At 54.7% G+C, this 19,949-nt stretch carries 18 protein-coding genes; 10 read left to right on the top strand and 8 right to left on the bottom strand.

The window, feature by feature from the left end:
• Positions 1-2 precede the first annotated feature (2 nt).
• The 5 genes from TW80_RS16020 to TW80_RS16000 form a co-directional block, all read right to left on the bottom strand.
• Positions 3-1,367, bottom strand: a complete 1,365-nt coding sequence (locus tag TW80_RS16020; protein ID WP_045998467.1) for a glutamine synthetase family protein — start codon at positions 1,365-1,367, stop codon at positions 3-5.
• Between the two features lie 90 nt (positions 1,368-1,457).
• Positions 1,458-2,489 (bottom strand): TRAP transporter substrate-binding protein, encoded by a 1,032-nt coding sequence (locus TW80_RS16015; RefSeq protein WP_045998466.1) that lies wholly within the window; start codon positions 2,487-2,489, stop codon positions 1,458-1,460.
• Between the two features lie 47 nt (positions 2,490-2,536).
• On the bottom strand, positions 2,537-3,865 hold the full coding sequence (locus TW80_RS16010) for a TRAP transporter large permease (protein ID WP_045998465.1): 1,329 nt from the start codon (positions 3,863-3,865) through the stop codon (positions 2,537-2,539).
• Entirely contained in the window at positions 3,865-4,434 is a 570-nt protein-coding gene (locus TW80_RS16005) for a TRAP transporter small permease subunit (protein WP_045998464.1), read from the bottom strand. The genes TW80_RS16010 and TW80_RS16005 overlap by 1 nt, the downstream gene beginning before the upstream one ends.
• Positions 4,422-5,192 (bottom strand): N-formylglutamate amidohydrolase, encoded by a 771-nt coding sequence (locus TW80_RS16000; RefSeq protein ID WP_045998463.1) that lies wholly within the window; start codon positions 5,190-5,192, stop codon positions 4,422-4,424. The genes TW80_RS16005 and TW80_RS16000 overlap by 13 nt, the downstream gene beginning before the upstream one ends.
• A 114-nt stretch (positions 5,193-5,306) precedes the next feature.
• Here TW80_RS16000 and TW80_RS15995 point away from each other — a divergent pair, with 114 nt between their 5' ends.
• From TW80_RS15995 to TW80_RS15965, 7 genes are all read left to right on the top strand, one after another.
• The gene (locus TW80_RS15995) at positions 5,307-6,179 is read left to right on the top strand and encodes a MurR/RpiR family transcriptional regulator (RefSeq protein WP_045998462.1); all 873 of its coding nucleotides are present in this window, start codon (positions 5,307-5,309) and stop codon (positions 6,177-6,179) included.
• Between the two features lie 154 nt (positions 6,180-6,333).
• Positions 6,334-7,389 carry a LacI family DNA-binding transcriptional regulator gene (locus TW80_RS15990; RefSeq protein ID WP_052701029.1) on the top strand — a complete coding sequence of 352 codons (1,056 nt, stop codon included), beginning with the start codon at positions 6,334-6,336 and terminating at the stop codon, positions 7,387-7,389.
• Positions 7,390-7,420: 31 nt separating this feature from the next.
• Positions 7,421-8,773 carry an ABC transporter substrate-binding protein gene (locus TW80_RS15985; protein ID WP_084625828.1) on the top strand — a complete coding sequence of 451 codons (1,353 nt, stop codon included), beginning with the start codon at positions 7,421-7,423 and terminating at the stop codon, positions 8,771-8,773.
• 61 nt (positions 8,774-8,834) lie between these two features.
• Positions 8,835-10,079, top strand: coding sequence for a carbohydrate ABC transporter permease (locus tag TW80_RS15980; protein ID WP_045998459.1), 1,245 nt, complete (start codon positions 8,835-8,837; stop codon positions 10,077-10,079).
• A complete protein-coding gene (locus tag TW80_RS15975) occupies positions 10,076-11,284 on the top strand; it encodes a carbohydrate ABC transporter permease (protein WP_045998458.1) in 1,209 nt (402 codons plus the stop codon). Before TW80_RS15980 ends, TW80_RS15975 begins: the two co-directional genes overlap by 4 nt.
• 3 nt (positions 11,285-11,287) lie before the next feature.
• Positions 11,288-12,544: an MGH1-like glycoside hydrolase domain-containing protein gene (locus TW80_RS15970; protein ID WP_045998457.1), complete on the top strand. Its 1,257-nt coding sequence runs from the start codon at positions 11,288-11,290 to the stop codon at positions 12,542-12,544.
• Positions 12,545-13,567: an ABC transporter ATP-binding protein gene (locus TW80_RS15965; protein ID WP_045998456.1), complete on the top strand. Its 1,023-nt coding sequence runs from the start codon at positions 12,545-12,547 to the stop codon at positions 13,565-13,567.
• Here the strand turns inward: TW80_RS15965 and TW80_RS15960 are convergent.
• Genes TW80_RS15960 through TW80_RS15950 form a run of 3 tightly spaced genes read right to left on the bottom strand, consistent with a single transcriptional unit; the run spans position 13,553 to position 16,666 of the window.
• On the bottom strand, positions 13,553-14,611 hold the full coding sequence (locus TW80_RS15960) for an ABC transporter substrate-binding protein (RefSeq protein WP_045998455.1): 1,059 nt from the start codon (positions 14,609-14,611) through the stop codon (positions 13,553-13,555). The genes TW80_RS15965 and TW80_RS15960 overlap by 15 nt on opposite strands.
• Positions 14,608-16,008, bottom strand: a complete 1,401-nt coding sequence (locus tag TW80_RS15955) for a sensor histidine kinase (protein ID WP_045998454.1) — start codon at positions 16,006-16,008, stop codon at positions 14,608-14,610. The genes TW80_RS15960 and TW80_RS15955 overlap by 4 nt, the downstream gene beginning before the upstream one ends.
• The gene (locus tag TW80_RS15950) at positions 15,995-16,666 is read right to left on the bottom strand and encodes a response regulator transcription factor (RefSeq protein WP_045998453.1); all 672 of its coding nucleotides are present in this window, start codon (positions 16,664-16,666) and stop codon (positions 15,995-15,997) included. The genes TW80_RS15955 and TW80_RS15950 overlap by 14 nt, the downstream gene beginning before the upstream one ends.
• A gap of 189 nt (positions 16,667-16,855) precedes the next feature.
• On the opposite strand from TW80_RS15950, the gene TW80_RS15945 reads away from it, so the two are divergent.
• The 3 genes from TW80_RS15945 to TW80_RS15935 all read left to right on the top strand — a co-directional run bounded on the left by TW80_RS15945 (position 16,856) and on the right by TW80_RS15935 (position 19,912).
• The gene (locus TW80_RS15945) at positions 16,856-17,845 is read left to right on the top strand and encodes a Bug family tripartite tricarboxylate transporter substrate binding protein (RefSeq protein ID WP_045998452.1); all 990 of its coding nucleotides are present in this window, start codon (positions 16,856-16,858) and stop codon (positions 17,843-17,845) included.
• Between the two features lie 84 nt (positions 17,846-17,929).
• Complete coding sequence (locus TW80_RS15940; RefSeq protein ID WP_045998451.1) at positions 17,930-18,361, top strand: tripartite tricarboxylate transporter TctB family protein; 432 nt, start codon at positions 17,930-17,932, stop codon at positions 18,359-18,361.
• Between the two features lie 12 nt (positions 18,362-18,373).
• On the top strand, positions 18,374-19,912 hold the full coding sequence (locus tag TW80_RS15935; protein ID WP_045998450.1) for a tripartite tricarboxylate transporter permease: 1,539 nt from the start codon (positions 18,374-18,376) through the stop codon (positions 19,910-19,912).
• The last annotated feature ends 37 nt before the right edge of the window (positions 19,913-19,949 follow it).

Genomic DNA, 19,949 nt, shown 5'->3' with positions numbered 1-19,949 from the left:
GTTTAGGCCCTTTCAAATCCACGTGCGATTTCCCAATCGGTTACCACGCGGTCAAATTCTTCTTGTTCCCATTCGGCTGCGCGGGTGTAGTGATCAATCACATCTTCGCCCATGGCCGCGCGCAGGAATGCAGAATTTCGGAGTGTCTCAGTCGCGGCCCGCAGGGTTTGTGGAATGTCCGCAGCGGCGCTGTCTTCATAGACATCACCTTTGGTGGCGGGCGCAAGAGACATTTGATCTTCGATCCCTTTGATGCCCGCGGCCAGCATCGCGGCCTGCGCAAGGTAGGGGTTCAGGTCCGACCCGCCAATTCGGCATTCGACGCGCACGCCTTTGGTGCCATCGCCGCAAAGGCGGAAGCCAGCCGTGCGGTTATCAACCGACCAGACCGTTTTTGTCGGCGCAAAGGTGCCTTTGGAAAACCGTTTATAACTGTTCACATAGGGTGCCAGAAAATAGGTGTATTCGGGCGCATAGGCGATGAGCCCAGCCATGTAATGTTCCATGAGTTTGGACATGCCCAAAGGGGCGTCGGCATCGTAGAATGCGGGTTTGCCGTCAACCCAAAGCGATTGGTGCACGTGCGAAGACGACCCGACCCGGTCATGATGCCATTTCGGCAAAAAGCTGGCAGCGTGTCCCTGTGCCCAAGCGATTTCTTTGATCGCGTTTTTCGCAATCGTGTGGTGATCGGCGCAATCCAGCGCGGCGGCATAGCGGATGTTGAGTTCCTCTTGGCCGGCTTCTGCCTCGCCTTTGGTGTTTTCAATCGGGATGCCAGCAGCATACAGGTGATTGCGGATCGGGCGCATAATCGCCTCTTCCTTGGTGGTCTGAAGGATGTGATAGTCTTCGTTATAGCCGCTGATTGGTTCCAGATCACGGAACCCCGATTTGCGGATTTCGTCAAAGCTTTTGGCGAAAAGGAAGAACTCCAGCTCTGTCGCCATCATCGCGTCAAAGCCAAGCGCTTTGAGCCGCTCAATTTGCTTTTTCAAGACAGCGCGTGGGGAATGCGGCACGGGTTGATGTGTATGGTGATCCAACACGTCGCAGATAACCATTGCGGTGCCCTCGAGCCACGGCACCAAACGCAGAGTGCTGAGGTCAGGTTTCATCACATAATCGCCATAGCCTGACTGCCAACTGGTCGAAGCAAAGCCATCGGGCGTTGCCATCTCAAGGTCTGTGGCCAACAGATAATTGCAGCAATGTGTTTCCTCATACGAGGTTTCGACAAAATTCGCAGCGTGAAACCGTTTGCCCATAAGCCGCCCTTGCATATCGACGATACACGTCAGAACGGTATCAATCGTGCCGTCTGCGACACGGGATTTCAGATCATCGAAAGTCAGGTTGCCGGGCATAATATTGTCCTTTGAGGGTGAAGCAGCCCCGGACATGATCCGGGGCCTCTTGGTGCTGATAAGAGGTGCCGGGTCAGGCCCGGCACAGCCTTAGCCGTAGCGGTAGGGACGGCCAGCTTTGACCATATCGGCGTTATATTGTTTGATAATATCAACAACGCGGCGTTTGACATCGCTTTCTGCTGCGATTTCTTCCCAGAATTCTTGGGCTGCTGTTTCAACCGTTGCCCATTCATCATCTGGAATTGTCGTCAGTTCCATTTTGGATCCATTGACGCGCAGGTTGGCCTCACCACCCCAGTACCACCACTGACGATAGTAGTGTGATTGGTCACAGCAGACGCGGAACAGGGTTTGCAGGTCTTCGGGCAGTTCATTCCAGCGTTCCATATTCGCAAAGAACGACCCGGCCCAAGCACCCGAAATGTTATTGGTCAGGAAGTAGTTGGTCACATCAGCCCAGCCAACAGTGTAGTCTTCGGTGATGCCTGACCACGCGATACCGTCGAGTTCACCAGTTTGCACTGCGACCTCGATGTCTTCCCATGGCAAGTTTACGGGCACGACGCCAAACTGCGACAAGAACCGACCGGCTGTGGGGAAAGTAAAGACACGTTTGCCTTCAAGATCAGCGAGGCTGCGGATCGGGTCTTTGGTGGCAAAGTGGCAAGGATCCCAAGAGCCTGCGCTGATGTGCTTTACGCCCACAGCAGAGTATTCTTCGTCCCAAATTTCGTTCAATCCGTACTGGTTAAACAGCACAGGTACATCCAGCGAATACCGCGACGCAAATGGGAAATAACCGCCAAAGACAGTGACTTCGGTCGGCGAAGCCATTGAATCGTCGTCAGACTGCACCGCATCAATTGTGCCGCGTTGCATGGCTTGGAACAATTCGCCAGTCGGGACCAGCTGATCTGCGTAAAACAGTTCGATCTGCATGCGGTCGCCTGCGATCTTGTTGAACATCTCAATCGCGGGATCAATTACATGCGCGGCCAGCGAAGGCCCTGCATAGGTCTGCATTCGCCAGGTAATGGTGCTTTGCGCCAGCGCTGGGGTTGCCAGCGCAGCGGGGGCAGCGACAGCAGCCCCTTGTATAAACTTACGTCTTGTCGTCATGACTTATCTCCTAGGTTGGGGAAATGGCCCATTTTGCGGGGCTCTTATTAAGGTTGGTGGTAAATATAATCGGGGAGCCACGTCGCGAGGCCGGGGAACACCATCACGAGGATCAAGGCAAAGACCATGACCCCAACGAATGGTGTGATCGACGCATAAATATCGCGAAGTGAAATCTCGGGCGGGGCCATTGCCCGCATTAAGAACAGGTTATAGCCAAACGGCGGGGTCATATAGGCAATCTGCGTGGTGATCGTATACAGAATGCCGTACCAGATCAGGTCAAACCCAAGCGCCCCGACCAGCGGCACATAGAGCGGCGCAACGATGACCAGCATCGCCGTATCGTCCAAAAACGTCCCCATCACGATAAAGCTAAGCTGCATCAGGATCAGGATCATCCAAGGTGACAGGTTCAGCTTTTCAGTGAATAGATTCTCGATCGCTTTGACCGCGCCTAGCCCGTCAAACACCGCGCCAAAGGCCAAGGCGGCAAGGATGATCCACATGAACATGCATGTGATGCCCAGCGTGTTGCGGACCGAGTTTTCAAAAACCTCACGTGTCATGCGTCCCTTGAGCACCGCAGCGAGAAATGCGGCAATCGCACCTACGGCCGAACTTTCGACCAATGACGTCCAGCCTTTGACAAAGGGGAACATCATGACAAAGAAAATTCCCAAGGGCAGCAAGCCAGCCGTCAAGAGGCGCAGTTTCTCGGCGCGTGGCATGTCGCGTTCTTCGGGGGCTAGGGCAGGACCTAGCGTTGGGTTCAGCTTACAGCGGATCGCGATATATCCGATAAATAGCCCCGCCATCAGCAGCCCGGGCACCACACCCGCGAGCCAGAGCTGCCCCACGGGTTGCCGCGCGATCATCGCATAAAGCACCAGCACCACAGAAGGCGGCACCAGAATGCCTAAACTAGACCCAGCCTGAATCACCCCGGTGACCATGCGCTTGTCGTAGCCGCGCTTGAGCAGCTCAGGCAGCGCGATGGTTGACCCGATGGCCATGCCGGCGACAGACAGACCATTCATCGCCGAAATCAACACCATCAGTCCAATGGTCCCAATCGCCAGACCGCCGCGCAGCCCGCCCATCCAGACGTGAAACATCTTGTAGAGATCGTCAGCGATTTTGGATTCTGACAGCACGTAGCCCATGAAAATAAACATTGGCAGTGTCAGGAGCGGATACCACTTCATCAGCTTCATCGCAGCGGCGAACCCGAGGTCATAACCGCCGCGATCCCCCCACAGCAGTAGCGAGGCGACAACAGCGACAAAGCCGATAGCCCCAAAGACCCGCTGCCCAGTCAGCAGCATGAGCATCATGCTCGAAAACATTAAGGTGGCGATTAGTTCGTAAGACATCAGATGGTTTCGCCCTTAATGCGCAGCACGTCTTTGCAAAGTTCAGATGTGCATTGCAGCAGCATCAGGAAGAGGCCGAGGACCATCACAGCTTTGACTGGCCAAAGATACGGACGCCATGTGGTTGGAGAACGCTCCATCCGGCCCACCTCTTCTGCGCCAGTGAGAAGGCCACCAAAGAATGAAAACGGCTCTGATCCCCAATAGCCCAATGAATAGGCAGTAGAGCTGACAGCGCCGTAAAGCAGCACGCAAAGATAAAAGATCAGCAAGAGAACGGTGAAGACATCGAACCACGCTTTGCGGCGTGTGCTCCACTCACCATACAAAAGGTCCATGCGCACATTGGACCCAAGTTGGATCGAATAGGGTCCGCCCAAGACATAGTATCCAACCATCACAAACTGTGCCATTTCGAGCGTCCATAAGGACGGCACAAAGAATGTCTTACTGATCGACGACCATAGTAAAATCGCCATGAGGACGAAAATGCCGTACATGATCAGGCGACCAACGCGGTAATTGATCGCATCAACGGCACGGATATATCCCGAGATTACGCGACGCATAACACTAACCCCTTAGCTTCGGTCAATTGGGTCGCAGAAACCAACCATTGTGCAATCATGTCACCCACCGCGGTTTGTTGAAATTCGTTTTTTATCAAATCATTACGAATTTCGAGCATGACGTTTAGATGGCCCGCTGGCAAGGCGTGTTCACGCAGCGTATGCGTGACGCCATCATCCGGACCATAGGGGTCGTTGCGCTGAACATTCATGGACGTGTGATCAGCTGCGGTTTGCAGCATCGCATCTGCTAGCCTGCTGTCATCATCATGCAAGACGCCGATTTCAACGGCGCGTGGTTCGCCAAAATAGATGGGTGTAAAGCTGTGGACCGTCACAATGATTGGCGATTGCGCGGCACTGACGCGTGCAGCGACTGCCGCACGAAAAGGCTCATAGTAGCGCTGGGTACGGTCTTGTTTTTGTTGTCTGCTAAGGTTCTTGTTTCCCGGAATTTCAATGAGTTCACTGCGGCTTCGCATCGCGTCAGGGGCGCTGGGCGGGCGGTTGCAATCATAGACCAATCGCGAAACGCCACTGCTGATTAGCGTAGCATCTAATCGCTTAGCCATTTGTGTGGCGACACCCAATGCGCCCGGATCCCATGCCGCGTGGCTGGTGCGATCTGCGGGTTGCAGGCCAAGGTGATTCAATTTATCCGGGAAAAAACAGGAGGCATGTTCGCATACCAATATAGCGGCTGATCCACCGGTGGGATTCAAAATATGGACCGTGCTGTTAGGCGTGTTTTGTGTCATGTGCTCTCCGATGGAATTAGACTGCTTGCACGGAATGCGATGTGTCAACAAAATTCTGGAAATTTTATAACAGAGCATTTGCTGTTGTTATTTTTTTAATCAAACGGGGCGTGCATGTCTGACGAAGAGCTTACAATTGCTGATCGCATCAACACGAAATTGGATGACCTGACCCGCGCGGAACGGCAATTGGCCCATTCGATCCTCGAGAATTATCCCGCATCTGGGCTGGGCCCGCTAACTGCTTTGGCGAAGGGTGCGCAGGTTTCGGTGCCTACTGTTGCGCGTATGGTGCAGAAACTGGGCTTTAAGGGGTATCCAGAATTTCAGGCGTCTTTGCGTGAAGAGTTACGTGCTAAGGTGCAAAACCCGATCGCCAAACACGACACTTGGGCCGAAGGCGCGCCGTCTGGTCATGTGCTCAACCGCTTTACCGATGCGGTGATTGACAACATACGTCACACTTTGGGTCACATCGCGCCCGAAAAATTTGACCAAGCCTGTGAGATGGTCGGCGATCAGTCAAAACCGCTGTATATCGTTGGTGGCCGCGTGACGCATACGCTTGCTGAATATCTGTTCCTGCACATGCAGGTCATCCGTCCGCGTGTGACGCATATTCAATCAACCTCAAACAGCTGGCCGCACTATTTGCTGGATGTGTCCGAGGGCGATGTCTTTGTGATTTTTGATGTGCGCCGATACGAAAACAACACTTTGAAGCTGGCCGAGATGGCACATGCGCGCGGCGCGAAAATCATTCTGTTCACCGATCAGTGGCGTTCGCCGGTACATCAATTGGCCGAGATTAGTTTCAGCAGTCGGATCGTTGTTCCTTCGGCTTGGGATTCGGCTGCGACGACCATGTTGTTGGTCGAAACGATGATTGCAGCGGTGCAGGACGCTGACTGGGACAACATCAAGGACCGCATGGAAGGTCTGGAAGATATGTTCGATCAGACCAAGCTTTTCCGCAAGTTTACTTAGAAAAACTTATCGGATTTCGTGAAATAGCGCGGCCAACTTTCATTCGGTGCGGGCAAACCTTGCCTGTCGATGAACCGCCTAAATCAGAGTAACTTGATAAATCCCTTGCCGAAACCGGTTTCGGAGCGAACTATGATTCGTGGGGGAACAAGTTTTGACTATTGGACTTCAGAATAAGCGCCTGGGTGCGCGTGTAACGATTGCGGATGTTTCGGATGCATTGGGGCTGACGAAATCCACCGTGTCGCGTGCGCTGAACCAATATCCTGACATTTCCGAAACAACACGAAAACGCGTGCAAGCGATGGCAGATAAGATGGGGTATCGCCCATTGAGCCATGCGCAGGCCATCCGCACAGGGTTAGTCAAATCATTGGGGCTGGTTATCCAGATGGCTGACCACGATGCACAGCGCCCATTTCTGGCAGAGTTTCTGGCGGGTCTGTCCGAAGGGGCAAGTGCGGCTGGCTTTACCCTGACGATTGCCACGTCCAATAGCGCTGATCAGACGCTTGATACTTTTCGTGCATTGATTGCCGATCACAAGGCTGACGGTTTTATCCTTCAGCGGACCTTGGTGGATGACGCGCGAATTACCTTGCTGAGACAATCGCAAATTCCGTTTGTCCTGTTTGGTCGGGTGCCATCCCATGACGATTGCGCGTCTTTTGATATTCTAGGTGAGGCCGCCATTGGCGGCGCAGTGCGCCATTTGGTTTCGCTGGGTCATCGCCGGATCGGATTCATCAACGGTGGATCGCAATACACATACGCAGGCCAGCGCGAGGCGGGGTATATTGCGGCAATGCAGGACGCGGGGCTCTCCGTTGCTCCAGATTTCATGGCCCGCGATGCATTCACCCTTGATGCAGGCGAGGCCGCAGCACTTGCGATGCTCGCGCCCAAGATCCGTCCAACAGCGATCATTTGCGCGGTCGATGTTGCCGCGCTCGGGGCGTACCGGGCAGCCGCAACATTGGGTCTGCAGGTTGGGCAGGATCTATCGATCATCGGCTATGACGGCATTCCAGAGGGCGCGCATCTGCAGCCACCGCTTTCGACTTTTGCAGTGAATTTCAAGCAGGCCGGTCAGAGCCTGAGCAGTCTGCTCATTCGTAATATTCAGGGCGCGCCAGCCGGTTCACTCCAACAAACGGCGAAAGCACATTTCCTAGATCGCGGCTCTGTTGGGCGTGTCCCGACGGATTGAGATAAAAATGAATTTGAAAGGGGAGGAAGTTATGAAAACACCACACAAATCCAAACTACTTATGGGGGCGGCGACGGCACTTGTGCTCTCTGCGGTCTCGGCTCAGGCTGAAACTTTGCGGTTCTGGACGACCGAAGAACAGCCCGAGAGGCTTGCTCGGCAAGAGCAGATGGCCGCTGATTTCGCAGCAGCCTCTGGGCATACTGTTGAGGTCATTCCTGTCACAGAAAGCGACCTAGGTACGCGCGCCACGGCGGCCTATGCAGCGGGCGATTTGCCTGATGTGATTTATCACACGTTGCAATATGCGCTGCCTTGGGCCGAAGCTGGCATTTTGGATACGGATGCAGCAACTGATGTGATTGAAAACCTTGGCGCTGAAACATTTGCACCCGGTGCCCTGTCTATGGCTGCCAGCGCTGACGGCTATGCGTCAGTTCCGGTTGACGGCTGGACGCAGATGATTGTCTATCGTGCCGACAAATTCGCAGAGGCAGGTTTGCAGCCGCCGACTTCATACGCGAATGTGCTGGCCGCGGTAGAAGCGCTTCATAATCCGCCAGAAATGTACGGCTTCGTTGCTGCCACCAAAGTCGATGAAAACTTCATGAGCCAAGTGCTCGAGCATGTTTTCCTAGCCAATGGTGTGAGCCCAGTGGGTCCTGATGGCATTCAGCCGCTCGACGAAGCCGCGACAATCGAAGTGTTGGAGTTCTACAAAGCCATTGCAGAAGCATCACCACCCGGCGACTTGTATTGGGATCAATCGCGGTCGCTGTATTTCTCGGGGAATGCGGCAATGATCATTTGGTCGCCCTTCATTTTGGATGAATTGGCAGGGCTACGTGATAGCGCACCACCCACAATCAACGTCGATCCGACAAGCTCTGCATTGGCAGCCGCCACCGGGATTGTGACGACATTCTCTGGGCCGTCGAACCCGGATGGCGCGGCCTGGGGTGATATCCGCTATTTCGGGATTACATCTGATGCCTCGACTGATGCAGCGATGGAATTTGTCGAATACTCGATGAGCGAGGGATACGGTCAAACGCTGGCTATCGCACCCGAGGGTAAATTCCCAGTGCGGCGTGGGACTGCGGATAATCCAACCGAATATAGCGATCTATGGGCGACCTTGGATGTTGGTGTCGACCGCAAGGCGCCGCTGGGTGATCTATATGATCCGGCAATGATCTCGGAAATTGTTGGCGGTCTGGACGTGGCGCAACGTTGGGGTGTGGCTGACGGACAGTTGGCAACAGCGTCCAAGATTATCAACAGTCAGGTCATCAACCGTCTCGTGCGCGAATACATCGACGGAGAGCGTGACGCAGCCGCGACAGTCGCCGCCTTGAACGAGGCCATCGCAGGCGTCGAGTAATCAAGACTTGCGGGCCGCGTCACGGATGCGGCCCCATGCAATGAATTTCGGAGTATTCAAAATGGCAGATGTTTCCCCGCCCAAAGGCTCTGGACCGCTCGCGCGGCTCGAGGCGCGTTTGGCATGGGGGCTACTTGCGCCAACAATTTGCGCAGTTGCCTTAGTGGTCATCCTGCCATTGCTCGCGATTTTTTGGATCAGCGCAAAGCCAGTTTCTCTCGCCGATTTGCGCGCGCCTGAGGTCGTCATCCGCGAGGACCTGCGCGGCGATTATGAAGCTGTCGGTGACAGCGCCAACATTCGCTACAGGCTGCGCAATTCGTCGCAAGACCAGCCCATCCGAGGTGTCACATTAACAGACACTATTCCTGCGGGATTAGAGGTTTCATCACTTGATCAGCGTTGCACGGTCGATGGTCGTGAGCTGTTTTGTGACCTTGGCGATTGGGATGGCGGATTTCGCGAAAACCTTATGATCCCGGTTACTGTTGGGCAGGCCTATCTAGATGGTGGAACGCGCCCACAAGATAACGGTGTCACCACAACAGGCCGCGCCTCTAGTGTTTTGACCAATGCGACATTTACATTTGAAAATTTCAAACGCGTCTTTGACGGAGAGGAGTTCTGGTCCGTTCTCTGGGTCACGCTATTTTACACTGTTTTCGGGACGATTGGCGCGCTCTTGTTTGGGTTGTTCGCAGCATTGCTGTTGAACAAATCCTTTAGGGGGCAGGGGATTTTGCGGGGGCTTTATCTCTTTCCCTATGTATCGCCAGTGATTGCGGTGGCCTTTGCATGGGTGCTACTTTTTGATCCGTTTTCGGGGTCTGCGAATGCGCTGCTAATCCAGATGGGCGTCACCCAAGAAGCGATCAACTTCTTCGGGCAGCGGCCTCTGGCTCTGATCATGGTGACGCTGTTTGAAATCTGGCGCTATTTCCCACTGTCGTTCCTGTTCATCTTGGCGCGGATGCAATCAATCGATAGCGATATGTACGAGGCCGCCGACATGGATGGCGCGTCACCGTTCCAGAAATTTTGGTATCTCAGCGTCCCGCAGCTTCTGGGGATTTTATCTGTCTTGTTCCTGCTACGGTTTATTTGGACGTTTAACAAATTTGACGACATTTTCCTTTTGACGGGGGGCAATGCAGGGACACGCACATTGACAGTGAATGTCTACGAACAGGCATTTGCAGTGTCTAACATTGGGGCAGGCGCGGCAGTTGCTGTGGTGATCTTTGGCTGTTTGTTGCTGTTCTCATTCTTCTTCTTCCGCTTCATGAGCCAAGAGGAGGGCCTATGAAACAGCTTCGCTATGGATATGTAACTGGCCCTGCGTTGGGCATCTTGTGGACCTTTGTGATTGCTTTGACCGTTGCGATTGCCATGAGCTTTGCAACGGGATCGGCTTTTCGTCCTTCGATCTTGGGCGCGCTGGTCTGGGGTGGTGTACTGGGGATATTGTGTCTGCCGGGCAGCAAATGGCTGCCTGTGCTTGGTACGCTCGTTGTTGCTGGGGTCAGTTTGGTCGGCCTAGGACCGATCGCCATCGGCAGCCAAATTTGGCCCGTTTCCGCGCTCATCGCGGCGCTGGCGACTGCTGGGTTTGCGGCGCTGGGATTGCGGATCATTCTCGCTGATGTGACCTTGGGCGCCATCAATCGCCATGTTTTTGAGGCCGCAGTGATCCGTTTTCTGACGGGCTTTGGCTATATCTTTTTTTCGGCGATTGTACTGATCCCGTTCTACGTGATGGTTCTGACCAGCCTCAAAAACCAAGCGGAGCTAATCCAAAACCCGCTAGATTTTTCAGTTGATTTGTCAAAAGGGTGGGAATTGTTCCGATCTTATGACGAGCTCTTTACGCAGTTCAACTTCGGGACCTACCTGCTGAATTCCTTTGTGATTTCGGTGTTGACCGTTGTTATCACGCTCTTGTTTGCGGTGCCCGGTGCATATGCTGTGGCGCGCTTGCGTTTTCGCGGTCGGGCGGCGTTTTCGCGGTCAATTCTGCTGATTTATATGGTGCCGATGATCGTATTGGCGCTGCCGATCTATATCGCGTTTTCGATGTTCGGGCTGCGCAATAGTTTGGGCGGGATCATCATGATCTATCCGGTAACGACCATTCCCGTGGCGCTCTATATGTTGCAGGGGTACTTTCGCGGTTTGCCCGCCGAGGTCGAAGAGGCGGGGCTGATGGACGGGCTTAGCCGTCTCAAGGTAATCTGGAAAATCACGTTGCCTTTATCTCTTCCGGCGATGGCGTCTGTGTCGCTGTATGTCTTTATGATCGCATGGAACGAATTCCTGCTGGCTTTTATGCTGTTGGACGACCCGTCAAAGTTCACGCTGACGCGGGGAATTGCCAGCCTCAACTCTTCTGAAATTCCGCGCCAACACCTGATGGCAGGTTCCGTGATCGCAACTGTGCCGATCATGGTCCTTTTCCTCGGGCTTGAGCGTTTTATGACCAAAGGGCTGACCGCCGGGTCAGTCAAAGGATAAGAAATGAATTACGATAAATTAGACAAACGCGCGCGCAAGATTTTGCAGACCAACGACCGCGGGTTGTACACCGTGCCGACCAAGGGGCTGTATCCATATCAGTGGAACTGGGACAGTGCGTTTTGTGCCTGGGGTATTGCGACTTATGATGTGCGTCGCGCTTGGGCCGAGTTAGAGACGCTTTTTACCGGTCAATGGGACAATGGAATGGTCCCGCATATCGTGTTCCACAAGCAGGCGATCGGCTATTTTCCGGGTCCTGATGTCTGGGATGTGCCGCGCGTCCCGCATACCTCTGGGATCACGCAGCCCCCAATTGCAGCGACTATGGCGCGCAGTGTTTACGAGGCCGACAAGCACTACGGTCGCGTCCATATGGAGCTGCTATACGGACGGTTGGTGTCGTGGCACCGTTGGTTCGTGAAATATCGCCTCCACGAGGGCATGGTTGTTATCACGCACCCGTGGGAGTCTGGTCGCGATAATGCTGTCGATTGGGACGGGGCGATGGCCAATGTCGATGGATCGAATGTGGGCGAATATACCCGCCGGGATACTTCGCATGTTGATCCAGAAATGCGCCCCAAGAAGGAAGACTACGACCGCTATCTTGCGATGCTGTATTTTTCCCGCGATTGCGGGTGGGATGAGGTTGAGATTGCCAAGAATGGCCCGCTTCGCGTGGCCGATGTCGGCATGACATTCCTGTTCTTGCGTGCGTGTCGGGATCTGTTGCACCTCGCGTTAGAATTGGACCACAAAACCGAAGAGATCCAAGGCTGGATTTCGACCCTAAAGCAGGGCGTTTCGCGTCATTGGAACGCCGAGCGTGGTCACTATGATAGTGTCGATGTTCGTACCGGAAAATTCGCGAATTCCCTTAGTTCAGGGTCTTTTTTGTGCTGGTACGCCGGGGTCGATCACCCAGAGATGGTCGCGCATTACGAACGTATCATGACCGAGGTCCCATTTGGTGTGCCATCGAACGATCCGGCTGCCGAAAATTTCAATCCGAAACGCTACTGGCGCGGACCAACGTGGAGCAACGTGAATGCGCTGATCGCGATTGGCTTGGCCGAAATGCATCACATTACCAAGGCCGAAGAGCTACGCAAAGCGACCCAAAAGCTAATCGCGGAACATGGGTTCTTTGAATATTTCGACCCATATCTGGGAACGCCCGAAGGGGGGGATAACTTTAGTTGGACCGCGTCGATCTGGCTGACTTGGGCGTCACCGCACGCAAAGGGGAGGTTCTAAATGGGGTCTATCGCGCTTCGATCAGTTGAGAAATGGTATGGGGATGTGCAGGTCATCAAAGGGATCGACCTCGATATCTCTGAGGGGGAATTCATCATCTTTGTCGGCCCGTCTGGGTGCGGAAAATCGACACTATTACGGATGATTGCAGGGCTAGAAGAAACCAGCCGAGGTCAGATCATGATTGACGACCGCGACGCCACAGCAGAGCCTCCGGCAAAGCGCGGGTTGGCGATGGTATTCCAGTCTTATGCGCTCTATCCGCATATGTCGGTGCGCGACAATGTTGGTTTTCCGCTCAAGTCTGCAGGTATGCCAAGTGATCAGATCGCGGCCAAGGTGGACGAGGCGGCAAAGGTTCTCAAGCTTGATGCATATCTCGACCGTCGCCCCAAGGATTTGTCAGGGGGGCAACGACAGCGTGTTGCGATTGGGCGTTCGATTGTACGCGACCCAACGGCGTTCTTGTTTGACGAGCCATTGTCGAACCTTGATGCCGCCTTGCGGGTCGAGATGCGTTACGAGATCGCAAAGCTGCATCAGACACTGAAATCGACGATGATTTACGTCACACACGATCAGGTCGAGGCGATGACACTGGCAGATCGTATCGTGGTGTTAGAAGGCGGGCATATCGCCCAAGTTGGCAGCCCACGCGAACTATACGAACGACCCGCCAACTTGTTTGTCGCGCAATTCATTGGCTCGCCCAAGATGAATGTTGTGCCAGCCGATACGCTGACGGGTGTCACCATGCCCGAGGGGACGACGCAGGTGGGATTGCGGCCCGAACATGCGGTCCTTGGGGCGTCTGGCAGCGGTCAGCTCGACGGAACTGTTGATGTCTTGGAATACCTTGGTGCGGATACTTTTGTCGTGCTTGATTGTGGCGCAGCCGGGCAGGTGACCGTGCGCGTGCAAGGAGATAGCGATCTTGCCCCCGGCGATCCCGTCAGCATTCAGTTTGATCCATCGCGGACACATTATTTCGATGCCGACGGGTTGTCCTTACGGGGCGGATAGGAACCCGCCAGCAGGCAGCGCACCAAAGGTCGACCGCCACTGCCCGACAAACCGCGTCCGACGATGCCGGTCCATTGCGACCAATAGTTTTGGATCAATCGCAATCGGACGCTGGGCGCTTTCTGATAGCGCGGTTTCATCGCTATCAGGGCGTTGTACCAGATTTCCGGCTGCCAAAATGTTTTGACCCGCATCTGACAGCAAAAAGTCGAGCAGTACCTCTGCTCCGTCTTTGTTCCTCGCCGTTTTGGGGATCATATAGGCGCGCGACAGCAGTAGTGTGTAATCGTCGGGGTGAATAACACCGATATTTTCGCGCGGAACAGAGCTGACGTATGACCCCAGCACGTTATAAGCGATGAGATATTCACCGCTTGCCACGCCATCAATAATCTCGGCGGAACAACAGGTTGCGACAGAGTTGGTGCGCGCGAAACCTTCGAGCAAGCCACCAAAGGTCGTGGCCTCTAGGCTATCCATAAAGGCGAATAGAAACCCAAGCCCAGATGCCTCAACATCATAGGTCGCGATTTTCCCCCGATAAGGCGTTTCCGCGCGTCGCATAAGATCAAGTAATGCAAACCGTGTCGTAGGCGCGTCCTCTGCGGGGACAAGTGCGGTGTTGTAAATGATCACCGCTGGCTCAAGCGTAATCCCCCAGAGTTCGTCGCGCCAAGTCCGCGAAGCCGGAAGCGCACGCGTGATCTCTGACACATAGGGGCTGGCGCAGGCACGGTTCACAAGATCGACCATCTGATGCACGCCCGATGAAAATACGACATCCGCCGGAGGAATTTGCCCCTCGCAAGCGGCGCGGCTATCAGCATAGAGCGCGTTTGACCCCCATTGTTCATAGGTGATCGAAATTCCCGGATAGAGCGCAACAAAAGCGTTTAACGCGGGCGTCAGTACCGCGATATCGGTTGTCGAACGCACGATGATTTCGGTGTCAGGGGTTGCCGCCGGTGCCGCGAAGCTTTGGACAGCTTCTTGGGCGGATACGGACAGCGGTAGCAGTAACGCAAACAGGGCAGCGCGGATCATAGTTCGTCTTCTTCTTGCGTTGGCAAAACGAGCGCGACCCGAAAACCGTTGGCCTGTTTACCCATGGTAATTTTGCCGCCAAAGGCCTCTGCCACCGCATGCACAATGGATAGCCCCAAACCCGCGCTCGTTCCGCGCGATGCGGCAGAGCGTTCAAAGCGCCCACCGATCCGCGAGAGCACGTCTTGTTCAGGCCCCTCGCCTGCGTCTTCGACCCAGAGCTCGGATTGATTTGTGTTCGTACTGACCCCAATGCGCACGGGGGCCTGACCGTGTTGCAGCGCGTTGGTCAGCATGTTTTTCCCGGCTTCGGTCAGGGAAACTTCGTCTGCCATTACGATCACTGGGGCTTCTGTGATGATCAGGTCGACCTCGACCCCCGGCGCAAGAAGATCAGGATCGCAATCATCAAGCACCTGTAGGGCGATATCGCGTAGATCGACAGGTTTGGGTGGTGCGTTATCTGTACGGTGGATCACCAGCGCACGCGACAGCATTTGGTCTAGCAAATTGCCCAAAGATCGGGTGCGTCGCAAGAGACGCTCTAGCCGCTGGGGTTGGTGGTCTTTGTCGTCTTCTAACGCCAGTTCGGCCTGCGCACGGATGGCTGCAACTGGGGTGCGCAACTGATGCGCCGTGTCGGAGATCAGGTGTTTCATCGCGCCTATTTGCCGATCAAGCCGTTGCATAAAGCGGTTCATGGCTTCGGTCATCACTGCCACCTCTGCAGGGCCGTGGGCCTTCATCGGGGTCAAATCATACGGATCTCGCGCGAGCAATTCATTCGCCATTTGATCCAGCGGTCGCATAGCAGAGCGAATAACAAGATAGGCACTGAGGATGAGCGCAATCCCCGCGAGGCCCGTCATCACCAGTGCGCCTTTGGTCAGGTTAAGCGCCATTTCGTTGCGCGCACGTAGTGTTTGTCCAACGGTGACGGAGACGGTTCCAGAATAGTCACGTTCTGAAAACCGTCTCACGACCGTAACAAAACGGCTCGGCTCTCCTTGGAGCGTGCTATCATAGTAAAATGGCGGAGAACGACGCGCTGACCCTTCAGGCGGGAGCGCGGTTTCATACCCCGTCAGCAACGTCCCGTCAGGGCCACGTACCGCATAGGAAATACGATCATCAAGCGCGAGCGACAGCAGCCCAAAGGCGGAAACGGGAATGTCAGCCACCGCCGCCCCGTCGATGATATTGATTGATTCTGCGATGTCATTCGCAGCCCCGATGAGTAACCGATCATAGGCTTGTCGCGCGGCGTTTTTACCGTAGGCAAAGGACGCGAGCAAAACGACGCAGCCGCCCACAGCGAGCAACGACAATACGCCGATCATAACCCGCGATAGCAGCGAACGTTGCGCCGCTATGACCCTGAGTTCATCCGTTGGCATGAATGCGATACCCAAGGCCACGCTGTGTTTCGATGGCTACCCCAGAGCCCGTCAATTTTTTGCGCAGCCGCGCGACATAAAGTTCAATTGCGTTCAGCCCCACATCAACATCGTCAAACGCAAACAACCCGTCATAGAGCCGCTGCTTGCCCAAGACCTGCCCTTGACTGCGGAGCAGCAACCCCAAGAGCATGGCTTCGCGGCGGGTTAAATCAACCGGCACGCCGTTCAGTGTCGCGGCAAGGTTCGCGGGCGAAAACGCCAGAGGTCCCAGCAAGATCTGTTCGGACTTTTGATCGGATTCGCGGCGGATTAAGGCACGCAGCCGTGCCTCAAGCTCGCGTTGATCAAAGGGTTTCACCAGATAATCGTCCGCGCCGAGGTCGAGCGCCGAGACCCGATCATCAACGGAAAATAGTGCGGTGAGCATTAGAACAGGGGTGCGATCATTCTTTTGACGCAGCGCCTGCAAGAGCTCGGTGCCGTTTCGGTCAGGCAGATTAATGTCGAGCACAATTGCGTCATAGGATTGAACTGCAAGGAAATCTTCGGCTGTGGCGCAATTCTCTGCGAGGTCACAGGCCATTCCCGATTTTCCCAACCGAATGGCGACGGCCTCGGCCATGTCGGTCGCGTCTTCGACGATCAATACGCGCATTTGAGTACTCTTTCCCTTTGGTGCCTCAGGTCATGTGACGAATTTTTCTTCGTGACAGGTTCGTGACAGCTTGGCCCCATATCTCACATTCATAGTCATTCGCGAGGAGACTGCAAATGCAGTGCGGATGAAGATGGCACCGGGCGGCCAAACGACCCGGGTGATACATAACTGTGGAGGAGCTATCACATGATTTTCAAGGCAACCCGTATTGCTGTTGCAACAGCAGTCTTTGGTGCGTCCGCAATGGCCGTATCTGCGCAGGGTTATACCCCAGAAAACCCAGAATGCATCGCGCCTGCGAACCCCGGTGGCGGTTGGGACTTTACCTGCCGTCAGGTTGGCCGTTCGCTGCAAGAGCAAGGCCTGCTGGATCAGACTATGCAGGTTGTGAACCTTGCTGGCGGCGGGGGCGGTGTGGCTTTTGCTGAAGTTGTGAACAAGCGTGGCGACGACAATGATCTAATCGTTGCGGCTTCTTCTGCGACAGCAACCCGTTTGGCGCAGGGTGCATACCCTGGCAACACAATGGATCAGGTCCGTTGGCTTGCATCTATCGGCGCTGACTATGGCGTGATCGCCGTTGCTGCGGACAGCGAAGTTGCTGATTTGCCAGCCCTGCTGGATATGATCAAGAATGATCCTACTTCTGTCTCAGTTGCAGGCGGTTCGGCTGTTGGTGGTTGGGACCACCTGAAAGTTCTGATCGCTGCAAACGCTTATGGCGTCGAAGATGTCCGTACAGTGAAATACATCGCATTTGATGGCGGCGGCGAGGCGGTAACGCAGCTCTTGGCTGGTTCTGTCCAAGCATTCACTGGCGATATTTCCGAAGCAAAAGGATTTGTCGACAGTGGTGATATCCGCGTTCTTGCTGTTCTGTCGCCAGAGCGTCTGGAAGGCGAATTCGCTGACTTCCCAACAGCAGTTGAGCAAGGCGTCGATGCAATCGGTGCCAACTGGCGCGGTTTCTACGGCGCTGGCGATATGACCCCAGAGGCATATGACGCATGGGTCGAAAAGATCGCAGCACTCTATGCATCTGACGAATGGAAAGAAATCATGGCCGCAAACGGTCTGGCTCCGCTGGACCTGCAAGGTGCTGAATTCGAAGAGTTTGTATCAGACTCTGTCGCGCAAATTCAGCAGATTTCCAAAGACATCGGGATCATCAAATAACGGCCACTCATTGACCGTTCTTCCCCGGGGGCGCTGTAACGGGCGCCCCCAACTCTTTACACCTTACCGCTACAGGAGATCCCAATGAGTGATCGTATCTTTGGCGTTGTCGGTATTCTTCTTGCAGTTAGTTTTGCCTTTGCAGCGCTTGCTATCGAAGAAAGTTTCCTATCTGACGCCGTGGGCCCAAAGGCCTTTCCTTTAATTGTTGCAACCGTTCTTGGGATCAGTTCGCTATTCATTGCACTGAAACCAGACGCTGCCCCACAGTGGCCTAGCCTTGGCCGGTTGGTCGAAATCGGCGCAGCTGTCGTCGTGATGATCCTTTACGCAGAGCTGCTGCCGGTCATCGGTTTTGTCTTTGCGACTGCCTTTGCTGCGACTTACCTGACATGGCGTTTGGGCTCTGGCCCGATTGCATCTGTGGTGACAGGCCTTTGTACTTCGGTCGGCATTTATGTCGTGTTTCACTTGGTTCTTGGTCTTTCGCTCGCGCGTGGACCACTTGGATTTTAACGGAGGCGGAAAATGGAAACTTTTGCGTCACTTGCTGATGGTTTTGCCATCGCACTGACTTGGCAGAATCTTCTGCTTGCGTTGCTCGGATGCTTTTTGGGTACCATTATGGGGGCATTGCCGGGGCTAGGGCCATCAAACGGCGTTGCGATCCTGATCCCGCTTGCGTTTACGCTGGGCCTGGGGGCTACGCCCTCGCTAATCCTGCTGACCTCTGTTTACTACGGCGCGATGTATGGTGGGCGGATTTCGTCGATCCTGCTGAATATTCCGGGTGATGAACCGGCGATGATGACCTGTCTCGACGGCTATCCAATGGCCCAAAAGGGCATGGCCGGTCAGGCGCTGTCACTCTCTGGTGTTGCATCATTCGTTGGGGCGTTTTTTGCGACTTGGGGTCTGATTTTTCTCGCACCTCAATTGGTGAAAATCGCTCTGCTATTTGGTCCGGCTGAATACTTTGCGCTGTTTGCGCTTGCATTCATGACGCTGGGCGGAGTGTCGTCGACGAACCAAGCCAAATCCGCATTTGCTGCCGCACTTGGTCTTGGGCTGGCGACAATTGGTGTCGATACACAAACGGGTGTTCCACGCTTTACCTTTGGCGAAGTCCATCTTTACGATGGTTTGGATTTCCTTGTGGCAATCGTTGGTTTGTTTGCCCTGTCCGAGGTGTTCATCTTTCTTGAGAAACGCCACGGCAGTGCCGACGCTGACAAATCAAAGGTTAAGGTTGGTCGCCTAACGCCGCCACTGTCAATGCTCAAAGAAACTGCGCCTACAATGATGCGCAGCACGGGTCTGGGCTTCTTGGCGGGTGTTCTGCCTGGTGCGGGTGCTTCATTGGGGTCGTTTATCTCCTATTCAATGGAGAAGCGATTGGTCGACAAAGACAAGACTTTTGGCACTGGTGACCCTCGTGGTGTCGCGGCCCCAGAGGCTGGCAATAACGCCGCAGCGGGTGGCGCGTTGGTTCCAATGCTGGCGCTTGGTGTGCCGGGTTCAGGTACAACGGCCGTTTTGCTGGCGGTTCTCTTGTCGCTCAACATTACGCCGGGCCCACTGTTGTTCAGCCAAAACCCTGATGTGGTTTGGGGGTTGATTGCCGCACTGTTCATCGCGAACTTCATGCTGCTGGCAATGAACATCCCAATGGTTGGTCTGTTCACCCGTGTGCTGATGGTGCCACCACGTATCCTGATGCCCGTCGTTGCGATGGTTAGCTTTGTCGGGATCTACGGTATCTCGGGGTCTTCGTTTGATCTGCTGGTCATGATCGGCTTTGGCGTCATGGGCTGGGTTCTGCGCAAGCTGGACGTGCCACTGGTGCCGATCATCTTGGGGACGTTGCTGGGCAATACTATGGAGAACAACCTGCGCCGAGCGATCACGATCTCAAATGGTGATTGGTTCACGCTGATCGACAGCCCGCTGTCTATCGCTCTGTGGGTCATCGCGATCATTGGGTTCGTGCTGCCGCTGATCATCGGTCGCAAAGTGAAATCCCAAATGCACGCAAGCCGCGACCAAGAAGGTTCGGTTGCGGACTAAAAGAAAAAGTGACCGGGCGCGCTAGCGTTCGGTCACT

Source organism: Loktanella sp. S4079, from assembly GCF_000967725.1.
Taxonomy (GTDB): Bacteria; Pseudomonadota; Alphaproteobacteria; order Rhodobacterales; family Rhodobacteraceae; genus Yoonia.
The sequence above is the reverse complement of the archived record's forward strand: the minus strand, read 5'-3'. Positions and strand labels throughout refer to the sequence as shown.

Coding starts and splice junctions, on each gene's coding strand:
- TW80_RS16020 (WP_045998467.1), bottom strand. CDS start 1,367: ATGCCCGGCAACCTGACTTTCGATGATCTGAAATCCCGTGTCGCAGAC.
- TW80_RS16015 (WP_045998466.1), bottom strand. CDS start 2,489: ATGACGACAAGACGTAAGTTTATACAAGGGGCTGCTGTCGCTGCCCCC.
- TW80_RS16010 (WP_045998465.1), bottom strand. CDS start 3,865: ATGTCTTACGAACTAATCGCCACCTTAATGTTTTCGAGCATGATGCTC.
- TW80_RS16005 (WP_045998464.1), bottom strand. CDS start 4,434: ATGCGTCGCGTAATCTCGGGATATATCCGTGCCGTTGATGCGATCAAT.
- TW80_RS16000 (WP_045998463.1), bottom strand. CDS start 5,192: ATGACACAAAACACGCCTAACAGCACGGTCCATATTTTGAATCCCACC.
- TW80_RS15995 (WP_045998462.1), top strand. CDS start 5,307: ATGTCTGACGAAGAGCTTACAATTGCTGATCGCATCAACACGAAATTG.
- TW80_RS15985 (WP_084625828.1), top strand. CDS start 7,421: ATGAAAACACCACACAAATCCAAACTACTTATGGGGGCGGCGACGGCA.
- TW80_RS15980 (WP_045998459.1), top strand. CDS start 8,835: ATGGCAGATGTTTCCCCGCCCAAAGGCTCTGGACCGCTCGCGCGGCTC.
- TW80_RS15975 (WP_045998458.1), top strand. CDS start 10,076: ATGAAACAGCTTCGCTATGGATATGTAACTGGCCCTGCGTTGGGCATC.
- TW80_RS15970 (WP_045998457.1), top strand. CDS start 11,288: ATGAATTACGATAAATTAGACAAACGCGCGCGCAAGATTTTGCAGACC.
- TW80_RS15965 (WP_045998456.1), top strand. CDS start 12,545: ATGGGGTCTATCGCGCTTCGATCAGTTGAGAAATGGTATGGGGATGTG.
- TW80_RS15960 (WP_045998455.1), bottom strand. CDS start 14,611: ATGATCCGCGCTGCCCTGTTTGCGTTACTGCTACCGCTGTCCGTATCC.
- TW80_RS15955 (WP_045998454.1), bottom strand. CDS start 16,008: ATGCCAACGGATGAACTCAGGGTCATAGCGGCGCAACGTTCGCTGCTA.
- TW80_RS15950 (WP_045998453.1), bottom strand. CDS start 16,666: ATGCGCGTATTGATCGTCGAAGACGCGACCGACATGGCCGAGGCCGTC.
- TW80_RS15945 (WP_045998452.1), top strand. CDS start 16,856: ATGATTTTCAAGGCAACCCGTATTGCTGTTGCAACAGCAGTCTTTGGT.
- TW80_RS15940 (WP_045998451.1), top strand. CDS start 17,930: ATGAGTGATCGTATCTTTGGCGTTGTCGGTATTCTTCTTGCAGTTAGT.
- TW80_RS15935 (WP_045998450.1), top strand. CDS start 18,374: ATGGAAACTTTTGCGTCACTTGCTGATGGTTTTGCCATCGCACTGACT.